The 18,304-nt window shown below is 60.0% G+C and carries 12 protein-coding genes; 7 read left to right on the forward strand and 5 right to left on the reverse strand.

Annotation, left to right across the window (positions count from 1 at the left end):
• Positions 1-8: 8 nt before the first annotated feature.
• Positions 9-6,311 carry a HAMP domain-containing protein gene (locus EV286_RS29795; RefSeq protein ID WP_245500878.1) on the reverse strand — a complete coding sequence of 2,101 codons (6,303 nt, stop codon included), beginning with the start codon at positions 6,309-6,311 and terminating at the stop codon, positions 9-11.
• 294 nt (positions 6,312-6,605) lie between these two features.
• Positions 6,606-7,838 (reverse strand): DUF763 domain-containing protein, encoded by a 1,233-nt coding sequence (locus EV286_RS29800; RefSeq protein ID WP_132960874.1) that lies wholly within the window; start codon positions 7,836-7,838, stop codon positions 6,606-6,608.
• Between the two features lie 656 nt (positions 7,839-8,494).
• Between EV286_RS29800 and EV286_RS29805 the strand changes: the two genes are divergently transcribed.
• A complete protein-coding gene (locus tag EV286_RS29805; protein WP_132960875.1) occupies positions 8,495-8,899 on the forward strand; it encodes a hypothetical protein in 405 nt (134 codons plus the stop codon).
• A gap of 192 nt (positions 8,900-9,091) precedes the next feature.
• Here the strand turns inward: EV286_RS29805 and EV286_RS29810 are convergent, their stop codons facing one another.
• The 3 genes from EV286_RS29810 to EV286_RS29820 form a co-directional block, all read right to left on the reverse strand.
• A complete protein-coding gene (locus EV286_RS29810; protein ID WP_132960876.1) occupies positions 9,092-9,280 on the reverse strand; it encodes a hypothetical protein in 189 nt (62 codons plus the stop codon).
• 168 nt (positions 9,281-9,448) lie between these two features.
• Positions 9,449-11,050 carry a hypothetical protein gene (locus tag EV286_RS29815; RefSeq protein WP_132960877.1) on the reverse strand — a complete coding sequence of 534 codons (1,602 nt, stop codon included), beginning with the start codon at positions 11,048-11,050 and terminating at the stop codon, positions 9,449-9,451.
• 62 nt (positions 11,051-11,112) lie between these two features.
• Positions 11,113-12,483 (reverse strand): hypothetical protein, encoded by a 1,371-nt coding sequence (locus tag EV286_RS29820; protein WP_132960878.1) that lies wholly within the window; start codon positions 12,481-12,483, stop codon positions 11,113-11,115.
• A gap of 423 nt (positions 12,484-12,906) precedes the next feature.
• Between EV286_RS29820 and EV286_RS29825 the strand changes: the two genes are divergently transcribed.
• The 6 genes from EV286_RS29825 (at position 12,907) to EV286_RS29850 (ending at position 18,273) form a co-directional block, all read left to right on the forward strand.
• Positions 12,907-13,293 carry a helix-turn-helix transcriptional regulator gene (locus tag EV286_RS29825; protein WP_165932984.1) on the forward strand — a complete coding sequence of 129 codons (387 nt, stop codon included), beginning with the start codon at positions 12,907-12,909 and terminating at the stop codon, positions 13,291-13,293.
• A 165-nt stretch (positions 13,294-13,458) separates the two neighbouring features.
• A complete protein-coding gene (locus EV286_RS29830) occupies positions 13,459-14,502 on the forward strand; it encodes an ABC transporter substrate-binding protein (protein ID WP_132960880.1) in 1,044 nt (347 codons plus the stop codon).
• Between the two features lie 7 nt (positions 14,503-14,509).
• Positions 14,510-15,409 carry an ABC transporter permease gene (locus EV286_RS29835; RefSeq protein WP_132960881.1) on the forward strand — a complete coding sequence of 300 codons (900 nt, stop codon included), beginning with the start codon at positions 14,510-14,512 and terminating at the stop codon, positions 15,407-15,409.
• Positions 15,406-16,209, forward strand: a complete 804-nt coding sequence (locus tag EV286_RS29840; RefSeq protein ID WP_132960882.1) for an ABC transporter permease — start codon at positions 15,406-15,408, stop codon at positions 16,207-16,209. The genes EV286_RS29835 and EV286_RS29840 overlap by 4 nt, the downstream gene beginning before the upstream one ends.
• A complete protein-coding gene (locus EV286_RS29845) occupies positions 16,206-17,288 on the forward strand; it encodes an ABC transporter ATP-binding protein (RefSeq protein ID WP_132960883.1) in 1,083 nt (360 codons plus the stop codon). Before EV286_RS29840 ends, EV286_RS29845 begins: the two co-directional genes overlap by 4 nt.
• Positions 17,289-17,406: 118 nt before the next feature.
• Complete coding sequence (locus EV286_RS29850; RefSeq protein WP_132960884.1) at positions 17,407-18,273, forward strand: TauD/TfdA family dioxygenase; 867 nt, start codon at positions 17,407-17,409, stop codon at positions 18,271-18,273.
• Positions 18,274-18,304 lie beyond the last annotated feature (31 nt).

Consider the following 18,304-nt stretch of genomic DNA (forward strand, 5'->3'; position numbering starts at 1 on the left):
ATTAGACCTCAGCGGTGTAGCCACATTCGCAGCGCCGAGAGGAGCTGTTCTGTGTTAACGGGCTTTGCCAGGTAATCGGATGCGCCCGCCTCCAGGCATCTCTCGCGGTCACCCTTCATAGCCTTTGCCGTCAGGGCAACAATGGGCAGGCGGCGGAACTCCGGCTCGGAGCGGATGACCTGCATGGTTTCATAGCCGTCCATACCGGGCATCATGATGTCCATCAAGACAATCGCAATCGCGGGTTCGCTCTTGATGATGGCGATCGCTTCGCTTCCTGTCGTTGCGGTCAAGACCTTCATGCCGCGCCGCTCCAGTACGCTGCTGAGGGCGAAGATATTGCGTGCGTCGTCATCGACGAGCAGTACGGCTACGCCCACGAGGTCCTCGTCGGAACTGTGCAACTGCCGAAGCATGGTCTGCTTGGCGGGAGGCATGTCCGCGACCAGGCGATGAAGGAAGAGAGCCGTTTCGTCCAGCAAGCGCTCCGGCGATTCAACACCCTTCACGACGACACTGCGCGCCATGCTGTGGAGTTGGGCATCTTCTTCGGCGGAAAGCTCGCGACCGGTGAAAACGACGACGGGCACTTCGCTGATGTCACTGTCGTCGCGCATGCGTTCCAGGACGTCGAAGCCGGACATGTCGGGAAGGGAAAGGTCGAGAACGATGCAGTCGACTGGATCGCGCTTGAGGATGGCGAGTGCCTCGGCACCAGAATTCGCGCTGCTGATGTCGATGTCATCATGTCCGAGAAGTGTTGTTACGCTCAACCGTTCTCGCTCGTCGTCCTCGACGAGGAGGAGGCGCTTGCGGCGAGGCTCAGCATAGGCTTTCAACCTTGAAAGGGCGCGTCCAAGTCCCTCAGGCGTCGTCGGCTTGCTCATGAAGGCAAAGGCTCCCCGCGTCAGGCCATGCTGGCAGTCCTCGTCAAGGCTGATGATTTGGACGGGGATGTGCCTGATTTCGGGATTCTGTTTCAGCTGGCTCAGAACCGTCCAACCGAGCATGTCCGGGAGATAGATGTCGAGCGAGATCGCCGTTGGCTTGTATTCTTGCGCCAGGTTCAACGCCTCACTTCCACGCGTGGCGACCAGGACCTTGAAACCGTTGTCGCGCGCCAGGTCGACCACGACGCGCGCATAGTGGGGGTCGTCCTCCACGACAAGAAGCACTGAGTCTCCCGATGTGATGGCGTCCCGGTCGTCTTCGACTTGATCCGGCGTCATGTCGGTGCGCCGGCTCGGAACCGCCTCGGCGAGCCTTACGACATTACCCGGCGTGGGCACGGCGATCGGCGCGACAGCGCCTGCCCCGACATAGGTAAGAGGCAGGTACAGGACGAAGGTGCTGCCGACGCCAGGGTTGCTGCGAAGCTGGATTTCCCCACCAAGCAGGTTCGCCAGTTCGCGGCTGATCGCGAGCCCAAGCCCGGTGCCGCCATACTTCCGGCTCGTGGAGGCGTCCGCCTGCTGGAACGCCTCGAAGATGATACGCTGCTTTTCTGGCGGTATGCCAATGCCGGTATCGGCCACCTCGAAGGCGATGACCGAAGGCGCGTGCTTCAGGGAAGGATGATCTGGAGACCACCCGCCCGTTACCGAGGTGACCCGCAATGTCACTCCGCCTTGAGCGGTGAACTTGAAGGCATTCGAAAGAAGGTTTTTGAGAATCTGTTGAAGGCGCTTCGAGTCGGTGATGATGCTCCGCGTGACATCCTGACCGACCTCCACTGAAAAGGCGAGGCTGCGATTTTCCGCCTCGTGCCTGAACGGCCGTGCCATGACCTCAAGGAGATTGGCGATGAAGATCTCTTCCGCGTCCACAGACACGGTTCCGGATTCGATCTTCGACAGGTCGAGGATGTCGCTGATGAGATTGAGAAGATCCGTTCCGGCCCCGTGAATCGTCTTTGCAAACTCGACTTGCTTCAGGCTGAGATTGCCTTCGGGATTATCTCCGAGCTGCTGACCGAGGATGAGTATCGAATTCAGGGGCGTGCGCAGTTCGTGGGACATGTTGGCGAGGAACTCGGACTTGTATTTGGACGTCAGCGCAAGTTCCGTCGCCTTTTCCTCCAGGGCGCGCCGGGCCTGCTCGATCTCCTGGTTCTTGGCCTCGACTTCGACGTTTCGTTCTGCGAGCTGCTGGGCTTTCTGCTCGAGCTGGTCGTTCGTTTGCTGAAGCTCGCGCTGCTGGGTCTGGAGTTCGGTGGCAAGCTGTTGCGACTGCTTGAGCAGGCCCTCGGTCTGCATGGTCGCTTCAATGGAGTTGAGGACGATACCGATCGAGGTGGTCAGCTGGTCAAGGAACGCTATCTGCAGCCCGGTGAATTCGCCCGTAGACGCAAGTTCGATGACCGCCTTGACCTGCCCCTCGAAGTGGACAGGAAGCACGATGGCACTTCTTGGAAGCGTAGAGAAAATGCCTGATGTTATGGGCACGACGTTGTCGGGAAGATCCGTGATGAGGATGCGCTTCGCGTCGCTTGCGCATTGGCCCGCAAGTCCCTGGCCGAAGGCGAGCTTCGCCGGATGCGCTGTCTCTAAGCCCTGCGCGTACACGGAAAGGAGGGACAAAGTCGGCTGCGGCTCATCCGCATCCACCTGATAGATCACGCCTTGATGCGCGTTAACGAGCGGCGCAAGTTCGGAGAGCAGCATCTTTCCGACGAGCGTGAGATCGCGCTGTCCCTGCAGCATATTGGTGAAGCGCGCGAGGTTCGTCTTGAGCCAGTCCTGCTCCGTGTTACGCTCCGTCGTCAGACGCAGGTTGTCGATCATGGTGTTGATATTGTCCTTGAGCTCGGCGACTTCGCCGCGCGCCTCGACCTGGATCGAGCGTGTCAGGTCTCCCTTGGTCACCGCCGTCGCGACCTCCGCAATCGCCCTCACCTGCGTCGTGAGGTTCGCCGCCAGGAGGTTGACGTTTCCGGTCAGATCCTTCCATGTCCCTGCCGTGCCAGGGACGTTGGCCTGCCCGCCGAGGCGGCCTTCCACGCCCACTTCGCGGGCGACGGTCGTCACCTGGTCAGCAAAGGTCGCCAGCGTATTCGTCATGTTGTTGATCGTTTCGGCAAGGGCTGCCACTTCACCCTTGGAGGCAACGGTCAGGTTCTGCTTGAGATCGCCGTTTGCCACGGCGGTCACCACTTTGACGATGCCGCGCACCTGTTCGGTGAGGTTCGCGGCCATCACGTTGACTGTGTCGGTCAGGTCCTTCCATGTCCCGGCCACGCCCGGCACCTGCGCCTGGCCGCCGAGCTTGCCTTCCGTCCCAACCTCGCGCGCGACGCGGGTCACCTCTCCGGCAAAGGCGTTGAGCTGGTCCACCATCGTATTGATGGTGTTCTTGAGTTCGAGGATTTCGCCCTTCACGTCGACGGTGATCTTGCGCGACAGGTCGCCACGGGCCACGGCGGTCGTGACCTCGGCGATGTTGCGCACCTGCGTCGTCAGGTTTGCGGCAAGCAGGTTGACGTTGTCGGTCAGATCCTTCCACGTCCCGGCGACGCCGGGCACGACGGCCTGACCGCCCAGCCGGCCGTCGGTGCCGACCTCACGCGCCACGCGCGTCACCTCGCCCGCGAAGGAGCGCAGCTGGTCGACCATGGTGTTGAGCGTGTCCTTGAGCAGGAGGATTTCGCCACGCACGTCGACAGTGATCTTGCGCGACAGATCGCCGTTGGCGATCGCGGTTGCCACCTCGGCGATGTTGCGCACCTGCGCCGTCAGATTGCCAGCCATCGAGTTCACGCTGTCGGTGAGATCCTTCCAGGTGCCGGCAACGCCGGGGACTTCGGCCTGACCGCCGAGCTTGCCTTCCGTCCCCACCTCGCGGGCCACGCGGGTCACCTCGCCTGCGAAGGCGTTGAGCTGGTCCACCATCGTATTGATGGTGTTCTTGAGTTCCAGGATTTCACCCTTCACGTCGACGGTGATCTTGCGCGACAGGTCGCCGCGAGCCACGGCTGTTGTCACCTCGGCAATGTTGCGCACCTGTCCCGTCAGGTTCGATGCCATGGAGTTGACATTCTCGGTCAGGTCCTTCCAGGTGCCCGCAACGCCCGGAACCTGGGCCTGTCCGCCAAGTTTGCCTTCCGTACCAACTTCGCGAGCGACGCGCGTCACTTCCGACGCGAACCGGTTGAGCTGGTCCACCATCGTGTTGAGGGTCTCCTTGAGTTCGAGAATCTCGCCCGAGACCGAAACAGTAATCTTCTTCGAGAGGTCTCCATTGGCGATCGCGGTCGAGACTTCCGCAATGTTGCGCACCTGGGCGGTCAGGTTCCCGGCCATGAAGTTGACGCTGTCAGTCAAATCCTTCCAGGTGCCAGCGACCCCGAGCACATTGGCCTGTCCGCCGAGCCGTCCTTCGGTCCCGACCTCGCGGGCCACGCGGGTCACCTCGCCCGCAAAACCGTTGAGCTGATCCACCATAGTGTTGATGGTTTCCTTCAGGCCGAGGATTTCGCCAGAGACGCTCACGGTGATCTTCTTTGAGAGGTCGCCCTGCGCAACGGCGGTGGCCACCTCGGCGATATTGCGCACCTGGGCTGTCAGGTTGGACGCCATGGAATTTACAGAATCGGTGAGGTCTTTCCATGTGCCCGCGACGCCGCGAACGTTCGCCTGTCCGCCGAGCTGACCCTCAGTACCCACCTCGCGCGCGACACGCGTGACTTCCGAGGCGAATGCATTGAGCTGGTCGACCGTCGTATTGATCGTCTCCTTCAGCTCGAGGATTTCGCCCTTCACATCGACGGTAATCTTTTTTGACAGGTCGCCGTTGGCGATGGCGGTTGAAACTTCCGCGATATTGCGCACCTGGGCGGTCAGGTTTCCTGCCATCGAGTTGACGTTTTCGGTGAGATCCTTCCAGGTGCCGGCCACGCCGAGCACATTCGCCTGCCCGCCGAGCCGTCCTTCCGTCCCGACTTCGCGCGCGACGCGTGTGACTTCCGAGGCAAAGGCGTTGAGCTGGTCGACCATCGTGTTGATGGTCTCCTTCAGCTCGAGGATCTCGCCGGAGACCGTGACCGTAATCTTCTTCGACAGGTCTCCGTTGGCGATTGCTGTTGAAACATCCGCGATATTGCGTACCTGTGCGGTCAAGTTGGACGCCATCGAATTGACGTTGTCAGTCAGGTCCTTCCAGGTGCCGGCCACCCCCGGTACCTGCGCCTGTCCGCCAAGCCGGCCCTCCGTGCCCACCTCGCGAGCGACACGCGTGACCTCGCCGGCAAAGCCGTTGAGCTGATCGACCATTGTGTTGATGGTCTCCTTCAACTCGAGAATTTCGCCCGAGACGTCGACCGTGATCTTTCGGGAAAGGTCGCCGCGCGCAACCGCGGTTGTGACCTGCGCGATGTTGCGAACCTGTGCGGTCAGATTGCCGCACATGGCGTTGACAGAATCCGTCAGATCCTTCCAGGTGCCGGCAACACCAGGCACCAGCGCTTGTCCGCCGAGCTTGCCTTCGGTGCCAACCTCGCGGGCAACGCGTGTGACCTCCGATGCGAAAGAACGCAGCTGGTCGACCATCGTGTTGATGGCTTCCTTCAGCTGGAGGATTTCGCCGCGCACGTCGACCGTGATTTTCTTCGAGAGGTCGCCGTTCGCCACAGCGATCGTGACTTCCGCAATGTTGCGCACCTGTGCGGTCAGGTTGGAGGCCATGGAGTTGACGCTTTCCGTCAGGTCCTTCCAGACACCGGTCACTTCCGACACCTGCGCCTGCCCGCCCAGCTTCCCGTCCGTTCCAACCTCACGCGCAACACGCGTTACCTCCGAGGTGAACACGCTCAGCTGCTTGATCATGGTGTTGACGATGTCGGCCGAGCGCAGGAACTCCCCCCTCAAGGGTCGTCCATCCACATCAAGTGGGACCGTCTGTAGCAGGTCGCCCTTGGCGACTGCGGTGATCGTACGCGTTACCGCGGTCGTCGGCCACAAGAGATCGTCGATAAGATGATTGATCGACGTCTCCATCTCTGACCAGGAGCCCTCCGAAAGACCAAGTCGGACGCGTGTGCTCGTCCGGCCCTCGCGACCCACGACCTGTCCGACGCGTTCCAGCTGCTGCGCCATGCGCTGATTGGCGGCGATAATGTCATTGAGTGCATCCGCAACCTTGCCGGACACCCCGGTCAAATCAGAGCGCATTCTTGCGGAAAATTCCCCGCGTCTGGCTGCTGCGAGGACTTCGAGGAGGGCGCTTGCATCGACGCTCCCAATTGCCTTGCTGCTTTCCCCGCCAGGGGCATCGGGATTGGCAACATCACGCGGGAGTTCACTGGTACTTCTACTCACAAAAGGCCCCTCCATCTGATCGCTGATAAACTAGGGCCAGCTTAGCGAATTGCCACCGCGCGGCGTCGGTTTGATTGTGATGATGAAGGAACGAGTTTTCAAAGCGCTATCGAGTGCGTTGCGGGCAGAGTCACTCCGTGAGACGCAGTTCACGATGAGACGACCAAGGCCGTCAATAGCGACACGTCTTAATCGAGCAGGCCTGGCCGCGGCGCAGATCCCGTCCATCCTGCGTGGCCGACCGGGGAAATATGGATGCCATCGTGCGACAGTCACCCGTCTCGTTCGAGCTCGTCAGTATTTCGCGTCCCAATCGAATACGCTGCGCCCGTCCAGGGCAAGCGAATCTCGAAGCTCGTCCGCAACAATCTCCTTGAGATCAGGCCCTGTCGCGTATCTTTCCAGCCGGCGAGCCTGAGTATCCAGTCGTTGAAGAGCTGCCAGCTCATCGGCGTAGCCCAGCTTGCCCTTCGATATTGCCGACTTCATCACCTTGATAGTCTCGTCATAGACTTTGAGCGGCACCGGAAACGGATGTCGGTCCTTACCGCCATGCGCCAGAGAAAATCTTGCAGGGTCGGAGAAGCGGCACGGGGCGCCGTGCACGATTTCGGCGACCATCGCAAGCGCCTTGATCGTGCGCGCACCGACGCCGGGTACCAGCAGAAGATCTTCGTAATCTGCCGGTCCCCGATCCGCCGCAGCCGCGAGATTGGAATGAAGCCGCCTGATATTGATGTCCTGCGCTCGAACGTCGTGGTGTTCGGGCATCACCAGATGCGGGAGCAGGGGCTGGGATTCTTCCTTCGGCTGAAACTGTCTCGAAAGAGCGACTGTCTCATGAACGATGCGGTCCGGCCCCAGATCCGCCAACAGGCTGAGTTGGCTCAGACGAGACTGGGTCGCCCGGCGATCCGCAAGATTGATGATGTTGCCCTGGTTGCGGCCCTCGATTGCGCTGTGGGGAGAATCGACAAAGCTCGCCAGGCCCTCGGACAACCAATGATATCGCCGGGCCTGGCGGATGGCATCATTCATTCCCTGCTGGACGACGACCCAATGACCGTCATCGGAGACAATGAAACCGTGGAGGTAGAGTTCGAAACCATCCTGCACCGCGGCGCCATCGACCTTGGCGACCAATCGGCTGACATTTGCGAGGGCTGACCCGTCGATGCCAACCTTGTTGCCAACTTCGGCAAGTTCCTGGGGTGTCTGGCGGGATTGGGAACCTCGGCCGCCGCAGACATGAAGGCCTAGTTCACCAGATCGTGGCCGAAGACCGCGCTTCATCGCTGCCAGCACGCTCGTGGTGATGCCTGATGAATGCCAGTCCATCCCCATGACAGAGCCGAAAGACTGGAACCAGAAGGGATGGGACAGCCTTCGCAGAAATTCGTCCCGCCCGTAGTGATGTATGATTGCTTCGGCAATCAGAACGCCGAGTTTCGTCATGCGTTCACTGAGCCACTGGGGCACGCGTCCGCTATGAAGCGGCAAGTCTGCACTTCCAGCACGTCTCGACATGACTCGTTATTAGGCCACCGAGCTCAAGGGCGCAACGGCTTAGGCCGTAGCGACCCGCGACCCAAGATAGTGGGCTAGCCGACGTGACGATTGCTCCCGTCGCAAGGCCGCTATCGCAAGTGGCATCCAGGCCCAAGGCGTCCCTGCCGAAATGAGCCACCACATCACAATCGCGCATTGCGCGACGGGTAGAGCAGGATTTATTGCGGGACGCCCTCAGAATCTACGGTAGCGAAATGCAGCTTATGAGAGCATATTGTTAAAGCAACTCACTGCCGACCTGCCCAAAGTCGGCCAAAGCCCCGGCCCGCCCCCCAGCCGTATGCCGGGGCTTCTCTTTGCCCGAAGCCCTTGAATTGCTGAAGCAGACCTACCAGTAACGTCTCGGCAAGTTCAACGATGTGGCTATCGATGGAGCGGCTCGTGCGGCGAAGATTGGTCTCGCCATTAATGGTGAGGTGGACATTCTCCCGTCTTGCATCCAAGAACCGAAAAAGAAGGAAGGGCAACGATGGGTCATCGCCTGCTTGCGTGCGTGCTCTATGGCTTCGTCTTGATTGCGATCGCTGGAATTCTTCTCAAGGTCGCAGAGATCTTTGATCTGTCACAGGCGCGTTTCCCTTCCAACATTCAAGCCAGTCGCAGAAGGACATCAGATGACGGACATTCCCGATATCCACGTCAAATCAATCAACGGCTTCGGTGAGTCGGGAAGCGGCGCGAATTTCTGCCTCGACCTAACCGACAGCAATGGCAAGCGGTTCATCATGCACATATCGCGCCACCTCGAATCTCAATTCCTTGGCACGTTTCAAGGCGCCGCGCAGTTTGCGGCCAAGAAGAGGAACGAGACTGCCAAGCCCGAAACTCTCATGGCCATGAATGTGAAGGATGTGACTTTTGGCGTCACGGATGACAACACTATCGGGATCGTGATGTCGTTGGTCGGTGGGGCCAGATTGAACCTGTCACTTCCACCTCATGCCGAGAAGTCTCTGGCGGATGCCCTTGAGCAGATACGAGACTTTCGAGAGGCGGGAGGTCCGGAGACCGCTCAGTGACGGGCAAAGGACTCGGCCGGCGCATTCGATATGCGCAGATAAATGGGCCTTGGTGGAAGCATTCCCCACTTCCACCAAGGCCGCCTGCACCGCCCGGAACTGAACTGTCCGAATCTGCCCGATGAATCGCGAGCATAGCCCCCGGCCGTCCCTTCGGAATGGCCACCTTATCGCTCGCGATTTGACCGGACATCAGTTCCCGTGCAGGAAGTCCATGACCAAGGGCGGCGGAGCCTTGAGCACGATATACTCCTGATCCGGTTCGCACGCATTCTCGAGAATTGCCATCTCGATCAGGTAGGTCAGCAGTTTCAGCCCGTCTGTGACGGCCAGTTCGCGCGCGGCTGCCAGGTGTGCCCTTATGAGTTCTTCGCTTTCCATCTCTTGCGCCCCTCAGCACTCGAAGATCAGTGGTTACTTCATTAGTAGCAGGTGTGCGTGAATCGAGCGTGATTCCAACGTGAATCCCGCGTGATTCTCGCGTGAATCGGACATGTTTCGTGGGCGGTCTCGGAAAAAAGCGCAGGGCATCGATGGCGACGCCAAGGGCTATCCGGCGATCGCCTCGATGAGGCGCATGCGCCGCAATGTCGTGACCGGATAGGTGCTATCGAGGAAGTGTGAAACCTGAAACCCAGGCTCGGCGCTGCGCATCCGCAGGATGGCCCTCTGCAGGTGATCGGATCGGCCGGTGTATTTGTAGAGCGCCACGAGATAGCGCAGGGGCGCCCGAAACGCCGGGCACAGGACAATTGCGGCCTCGGCATGATCGATTGCAGCGTCGTAATCGGCCATGGCCGCTGCCGACATGCAGCAGAAGAACTCCATGAATGAACGATAGTCACTGCCGCCGGCGAGCGACAAAGCCTGCAGCGACGACCTGCGGCTATCCGCCAGGTTGCCGGTCACCAGTTCGGTATTGGAGAGGATCGCGTGGTTGATGGCATTGAGCGGGTCGAAGCCGATCGCCCGCCGGGCAAGATGCAAAGAGCTGCGCTGGGATCCGCCGCAGAGATATTCGAGATGCGCCCCCACCCCGAGCGCAATTGCACTCGATGGCGCCTGGCGGATTGCCTCGCGCGCCAAGGTCTCGAAGTCGATCGGGTCCCCAAGGAACGAGTGCGAGCGGTGCTGGAAATTTGCCATGTTCCGCAGGAAGGCACGCCAGGCGAGGTACTGCGGCTTCGGGTCGTAGCCGTATGCCAGAAGAAGTAACCTGTCGGCTTCCGCAAGGCTTCGCTTGTCGTAGCGAAAGATAAGCCCGCGCGCGCGGTTGGCGAGCACTGCCGCACACTCCGGAATTCTGAGATCCTCCTCCCGCGTCTTGAATGTCGACAGAATGGCCTCAACAATCTCAGCGGATACAGTGTGGATCTGTTCAATGTCGCCCAAGTCGCTCGTGACCACGATGGAAAAATTGCGACTCCAAAGTACTCTGCCGTTTGAGACATCGCGCATCGTGACGAATAGCTGCTGCGCGGCAAACCCGGTGTTGAAGGCCAGTTCCACGACGATGCCGTACCGTGGTGCCTCCGGCCTCATAAAGGTCTGCTGCTCCGCCTCCTGGAAGATCTGGAAATCAGAAAAATCCAGTAGTGATGCCGTCGCGAGCGAAAGCACGCTTCGTACAATCCCCTCCCCCTCGCCACTGCTCGCACCAACGTGGCGGAAAAAGATCGCGGGGTTACCTCTCGCCCGCCCTGCGGATCCCACCGAATCATCGTTCCAAGCGCACCCCGTCGCGTGACGCGTTCGTTGATTCCTGATCCAGTCCTCAAACTCGCGGTCGGGAATTGCGAGGCCGCTGAACAGCTCCCGGTCAGCGTCGGCGTCCTGCGACTTTCCCGTTTCGAATGCGAGCCTGAAATGGTGGGGGTCCAGCGATACGGTGAGCCGATCCGCCCGCAGGACTTCGGCATGGTTGCCCAGAGAGAGCCGAATTGCCCGGAGTAGCTGTCGAAGGCTCTGTGCTCCTCGCTTTGGAGCACAATCGCTCCACAGCATGTCCTGAAGCCACTCCCGCGACCTGCAGTGATCCGTGGTCATGGCGAGCAAGGCAATCAGGCCGCGCGCCCTCATGCTTTTCGGAGTGAGATCGTCGCCGTTCTCGTCGATCAGACGGAACCGGCCATAGGCGTTCAGCACGATCATGTTTGCCCCCATCCGTGCGATGGAGGACAAGCTAGCACATCTTGCGCGTGTCTTCTCCTATATTACCTTACGAAAAGGTCGTTGTTCATGTCGATCGTCCCGGCCTTGAACTTGTCGGAGTCGACCGGCAGCGCCATCGGTGCTGCTTCGGCGACAGGGGGAGCCGGCGTGAACGGATAGGGTGTCACATCTGTCGTCGATGCTGCCTGGTCGGGGAATGCCGTTGCGACCCAGGTCCGGAAGGCGCCAACCCCTTCGGAAACCTGCAATGAATAGTCCAGCGACTGGGTATTTGGCACCGGTGATTGGCTTCCAATATCCCGGAAGTAAGCCTTTACCGCAGCGTCGTCGAAGGGATCGTTCGGGACGTCCGGCAACAGCGTCAGCGCCTCCTTCTCTTCTGGCGAGTCCTTCAGGACCGCCCTGCCCCAGTCGAGCGCACGCAGGTGACAACTGATGCAATCGGCCTTGGGATTGTCGACGGGTCCATTGGCCCGGCCGAACAGGCCGAGATTGTGACGCGGCAGAGCGAAGAAGCGCGACGCAACGGCGGGATTGACCCAGCTCTGCTTTGCGACAGCCCCGGTCTCGAGATAGGCCTTTGCCGTCAGGTCGTTGTCGCTGCCCCATATTAGGCCGACCGGCACCAGCCTGTCCCAGACTGTATCGCCGGGCTGGGTGGCGTCATACATGAAGGTGCCGAAGAACCACCCGTTTGGGGAGCGTTTGTCCTTCATCGACACGTCGAGCTGCAGCAGGCGCATCGTGATCGTGCCGCCATCGTCAAGAGCTGCAACCGTCCATTCCTTGGAGCCTGTGAGATACGGCACCTGTGACGGCGTCGCGTTGGTGAAGAGCATCTTCACGGCAAGCGCACCGTCGGCAAAGCTGAATCCTTTTGTCTTCGGGAATGCCGGGTCCTTCCAGATCTGTCCGAAGCCATAGCAGGCAACGTCATTGTAGATCCCGACCGCCCAGTTGCGCGTCCAGGCGCCTTGCAGCTCGTGCAGCTCCTTTGGCCGCGACCAGCGCTCGTTCGTCATGCCATGCAATGGCTCGCGCGACATGTGAAACCAGGGGGCGCTGCACCAGGATTCCATCTTGTTGTCCTCGATCCGCCAGTCGACATCGTCCCTGGCGTTCACCTTGGTCGCGTAACCGAGAATAGCGTGAAGATATCCGGCCGGATCTGCCATAGGATCGACTGACAGCCAGGGAAGCGTGCTTGTCTCCGGCAATGCCTGCGGGAAGTCGTAGTGGATCTGAAACTTCCGTTCCGTTTCGGCACCCTTGAGCGGGCGGGCGCTCGAACAATTGAACAAGGCTGTCGCGACCGTATGGAAATCGCTGCTTCCCGGCGCGGGACATTCCGCAAACGCCTGTCCGCCGCCAACAACCAGAAAGAAAATGAAGAATAAAATACGAGCTTTCATTGTGGCGCGCCCCCTTTCGCCAAATGACGCATAACCATAGATTGAAATTCCAAAAGTTGCAATCATATACTCGCTGGGGTTGGCCGGTAGCGCTTAGGGGTCGAATATTCATTTGGAGAAAGCAACAAAACACGATGGAGGTTTAGTTGGCCTGGTCCATTGAAATTCAAAGAATGATCGGTGCGCGAATTCGATCTCAGTTCGCTGAGGGAAGGTCGCCCCCCCAGGCACTGGCGGTCGTCAGGGAAATAGCTGCCCGTCACCGGTTGACCGAGACAAAGGACATTGACCCACCGGACGACGTTCCGATGGACGGGCAGGTCCCACGCAAAAGGTAGGCCCAGCCGCAAAGTGAGCTCTGGCGACATGCGGTTGCAGAAACGCCAAGGCGTGGCTTATTGTTTCTCTAGAGTGGAGGAAGCAATGCCCGTGAAGAACCTGAATATTGTCGACATCGCTGTTGGCCACAACGTCAAAATCCTGCGCGTCCAGCGCGGTATAAGTCAGGGGGAGCTTGGAGAAGCACTGGGAGTAACGTTCCAGCAGGTCCAGAAATACGAAAAAGGGAAGAACAGGATCTCCTCAGGCCGGCTCTCCGCGATCGCCGACTACTTCAACATTGACGTTGCCGCACTTTTTTCAGGGACGCGCAACGCCGAAGAGTCCGGCACGATCGTCCTCTTCAGCCCGGAGGCGGTCGCCGTTGCACAGGCATACGACAAGATCCAGTCGGTCAGGGTGCGCCATGCCATCAGGAGCCTGGTGAGGCAATTGAGCCAGGAGGATGGCGACACCCCGCCTGACGCGTAGCCTGACTGGTGCCGGATGCAGGCCGCCACGTCGGTATCCGCACTCCCGACCCGAGGCAAACCCTCCCATTGATAGCGGGTGGGCATCAATCCCGGTCCGAGCGTATTAGACCCCGCTTTGCTTTGTCCCCACCATTCGTCCCGCAACAAAACAACGGGAACGAACATGGACATCAATGGAAAGCCGTACGGCTTGGCCGTGCTCCTGGCGGCCGCCGCCCCGCACGCCAACGCCGAGACACTCATCCTCAACAGCTACGGCGGCCCCTATGAAGAAATCATAGAAGAACGCATCATCCGGCCGTTCGAGGATAAGTACAAGATCGACGTCGTCTATGATGCGGTCGGATCTGCCTCCCAGGACTACGCCAAGATCAAGGCAACCTCCGGCCATCCCGGTTTCGACGTCGTCGTCATGACCGCCTCGCAATCGCTCGAGGGCTGCCGAGACGGTCTTCTCGAGCCGCTCCACGCCAACGCCGTACCCAATCTTTCAAGGCTGTCGCCCGCGCTTGCCCATGTGGCCGGACCATGCGGTGCCGTGCATGAAGTTCAATACATGTCGCTCCTCTATCGCACGGACGTCCTCGATACGCCGCCGAGCTCGTGGAACGCCCTACTGTCGCCGGAACTCAAGGGCCGCATCGTGCTGCCGACCTTCCAGAACATCATGTCCGTCTATCTTCTGCAGGTCATGTCGGTGATCAATGGCGGCGATCTCGTCTCCAATCTCGACCCGGGTTTTGCTGCAATGGCCGGGGTGGCCCGACAGTCGATCGGCTTCGAGCAATCCTCGGCGATCCTTGAGACCTACATCAAGCAAGGTGAGGTATGGGCGATGCCGTTCTGGAACGGGCGTGCCCAACTGCTCGTCGATAGCGGCTTGCCCGTCGACTACGTCCGCCCGGCGGAAGGAACCATTCCTCTTATCGCCACTCTCAATGTTCCGGTCGGCGCCGAAAACAAGGCGGCCGCAATGAAGTTCATCGACTTCTTTCTCGAGAAGGCCAGCCAGGAGGCATGGGTCGAAGGATACAAGGTGGGTAGCGCCAGGAGCGACATCGAGGTTCCCGATGAAATGCGCTCGCGCCAGATCACAAGGGAGGCCGACCTGAAGGGTTTGCTTTTGCCGGATCTTTCGGTCGTGGCCGAAAAGCTCTCCGAATGGGGAGAGCGCTGGGAACGCGAAGTCGTGACAGCGGCGAACTGAGGTAGAGATGAGCACGATCAGCATTACCTCTCCGCCCGCCCGCACGCGCCCGGCGGCAGCATCCGGCGGCTACTTCGCCCTTTTGCCGGCATCCATCACGCTTATCATGTTCTTTGCACTTCCGATGGGCATGATGATTGGCGTGAGCCTATCCGACCCCAGGACATCTGCGTTGAGCCTTGCGAGCTATGAACGCTTCCTGTCCGACGGGATCTCCCTTGCAGGGCTCGGACGTACAGCGCTGATGTCCGTACTGGTGGCCGTGTCTGTCACCGTCCTTGCCTATCCCGTCGCCTACTTCTTGGCGCGCTGCCGGACCCGGTGGAGGGCCTTGGTTTTTGCCCTTGCCCTTGCCCCCGAGCTCGCAGGCGTCGTCTTGAGAACCTACGGCTGGCTGATCATTCTCGAGGATCGCGGCTTCATCAACGATGTGCTGCTTTCACTTGGCGTCATCTCGTCTCCGCTGCCGCTATCGAAAAATCTTTTCGCCGTCGTCGTCGGCCTTACGCACGTCGTTCTTCCCTTCGGGATACTCTCGCTCACGACCAGCATCCAGGGTATCGACGAGAACCTCGAGCGAGCCGCCCAGATGCTCGGCGCGTCACGCTTGTCAGTCCTTCGCCACGTGGTGCTGCCGTTGTCCCTGCCCGGAGTAGTGAGTTCGCTGCTTATTGCCTTCACGATGGCGGCAAGCGCCTATGCCACGCCTGTTCTGCTGGGCGGGGCAGGTTTCAAGGTCCTTGCGACAATGATCTCGGAGCAGGTTCTTTTCTACATCAACTGGCCGTTTGCGGCGGTGATGGCCAACGTGCTCCTCGTGCTGATGCTTGCTGTCTCGTTCTTCGGCGTCCGCTTCGAGGCGTTCTATGGGCGCCGTCGAAATGGCGAAAGCGGAGGTGCAGCATGAACCGGCTGCTTTCATGTCTGTTCTGGGTCGCCCTCGCCCTGGTGCTTGCATTCATCACCCTGCCGCTTGGCGTGGTTCTGGCCGCTTCGCTCAGTCCGACGAGTGCGGTGACGTTCCTGCCCTGGCAATGGACCGCGCAATGGTATGCGGACCTTCTGGACACGCGCTGGCTCTACCCGTTCATGCTCAGCGCGGAGATCGCCATTATCGTGGCGACGATCAGTGGGATTGTCGGATTGGCTGCATCCTATGCCGTCGCCTACGAGAAGGTTGCGGGGAGCGATATCATCATGTCGTTTCTGCTGTCGCCGCTCTCAGTCCCGCAGATTGTCAAGGGTGTGGCGATTGTCCTGCTGATGTCCTCCCTGGGCTTCCACGGCTTGCTGGGAACCCCCGCGCTTATCGCCGCCCACGTCGTCCTGACGCTTCCCTTCGTCGTCAGGATGATCGTGACATCGATGGCAAATTTCGATGCCAACCTGGACCGCGCCGCCCGCATTCTCGGCGCCAGCAAGCGCCAGCGGCTCCAGTACGTGCTCCTGCCGCTCGTCAAGCCGGGAATACTCTCCGGCATGACCTTCGCCTTTATCATATCCTTCAACAACATCCCGCTCTCGGTCTTTCTTGTCAGGCCCGGCCAGACGACGCTTCCGATCACGGTGATCAATTATCTGGAATACAGCCTCGATCCGGTCATGGCAGCCGTCAACGTTGCCTCCCTACTCTTCATCCTCGCCGTCATCCTCATCTTTGAAAAGGTCGGCGGTTTCTCTGTGCAGATCCATGGTGGAAGCAAATGAGCCCCCTCGACATCGAACTGGTATCGGTCAGCAAGTCCTATGGCGGAAATCCTGTCGTACACGACATCAACCTGCAGATCCCGAGAGGCGAGTTTGTCAGCCTCCTCGGTCCGTCGGGCTGCGGCAAGACGACGACGCTGAACATGATCGCCGGATTTAACGCACCGACGCATGGCGACATACGCATTCGAGGCAGCAGCCAGCGCAACGTCCCTCCGGAAAGGCGCAACATTGGGCTCGTTTTCCAGAACTATGCGCTCTTCCCGCATATGACGGTCGCCCAGAATGTCGGCTTCGGCCTCAAGATGCGAGGTGCGTCCCGTTCGGACATCGACGCTGGGATTGCCAGCGCTCTGCGAAGCGTCCATCTGCTTGGCTTCCAGGCGCGCTATCCACGGGAGCTTTCCGGTGGGCAGCAACAACGCGTCGCGCTTGCGCGGGCAATTGCGCCTCGACCTTCCGTTCTGCTGCTGGACGAGCCACTGTCCAACCTCGATCTCAAATTGCGGGAGGCAATGCGCAGCGAACTCAAGGAGGTGCAGGAAGAACTTGGCATGACCTTCGTCTACGTCACGCACGACCAGGAGGAGGCCATGGCCATGTCCGATCGGATCGTCGTAATGTGGAAAGGCGAGATCGCCCAGCAGGGCGATCCGGCATCGCTTTACGCGCAACCCTCTACCAGCTTCGTTGCCGAGTTCATCGGCAAGTCGAACATCCTGCCTGTTGCCGTTGCGGGCAGGGTAGGCTCCCACTCGATCCTCACTGTCGCTGACAGTCCGCTTGTCCTGAAGGCCCAGGAAGCCGATGAGCGACGCGGGGTGCGCTTCTGCAGCATCAGACCCGAGGCCATCCGGTTGCTGGGGCGCTCCGAGGATCCGATCGACGGCCTCAACCGTATCGAGGGAACCATAAGGCGAAGGGTGAATCTTGGCGCACACCAGGAGCTTCACGTGGCGACACCAGGCGGCATAGCGCTCAAGGTTCTCTTGCGCTCCACTAGTGACGGTACGGCAGATATCGGCGATGGCGTCGTTCTGGGCGTCGAAGCCGGCGACGTGAAAATGCTTTCCGAATAGCCCCCTGATTTATTCCCGCCGCGTATCAATCAGCTCGGATTGATATTGGAGATCGCCCTTCCCGCCGCCCTAGGATGAAGCTGATCTCAAAGGGAGGTCGCAATGAGGAGTATGAAAAATGCTGATAAAGCATAGACTTCGCGCAATCCAGCATGACACCAACGTCTGCGCCGACATCGAGGGCTTCGATTTCGACAATCACGACGCCCGCGACATCGCCAAGCTGCGCGAATACTGGCTTCAATACGGCGTCATCCGGTTCAAGAGGACACGGATCACGGATGAGCAGCAGGTTCGTTTTTCCCGTCATTTCGGGGACTTTGTCATCCATCCGAAGCAACTGCAGGAAGGCGGGCATCCGACGCACCCCGAAATTCTCGTCATCAGCAATGCGATGAAGGACGGAAAGCCGAGCGGTGCGCTGGGCAACAGCGAGGCGACCTGGCATACCGACACCTGGTTCTATGAACGCCCGCCGGCGGGCGCCATTCTCAGGGCAATCAAGGTCCCTCTTGTGGGTGGCGACACCTACTTCCTGTCGACCTACCTCGCCTATGACACATTGCCCGAGGCCCTCAGAAAGGCTGTCGAGGGCCGCCAGATCTTCTTCCAGAACGTCTACGACAAGACTGGGAAGCTTCGCCTTGGCAAGACGACGCCCGCAAGTGACGACTTCCGGGAATGGAGCGGGATCGTCCACCCGCTGGCACGACGGCATGGCGAAACGGGCCGCAAGGCGCTTTATCTCGGCGGAACGCAGGAGGGTGCATGGATCGTGGGGATGCCGCTCGGCGAGAGCAACGCCCTGCTCGCCGAGCTTTGGGACCACACGACGAAGTCTGACCAGATCTTTATCCAGAAGTGGGACGAAGGCGACATCATGATGTGGGACAACCGCTGCACCATGCACCGCCGGGATTCCTTCGATCCGAACACGATCCGCATCATGCACCGCACGACGACCTCGGGCGAGCGCCCGGTCTGAAAACCCGGTCAAGGCCGGGGCGCCCCAAAAG

Origin of the sequence: Rhizobium sp. BK251, from assembly GCF_004345245.1 — a bacterium.
In the GTDB taxonomy this organism is placed as follows: domain Bacteria; phylum Pseudomonadota; class Alphaproteobacteria; order Rhizobiales; family Rhizobiaceae; genus Rhizobium.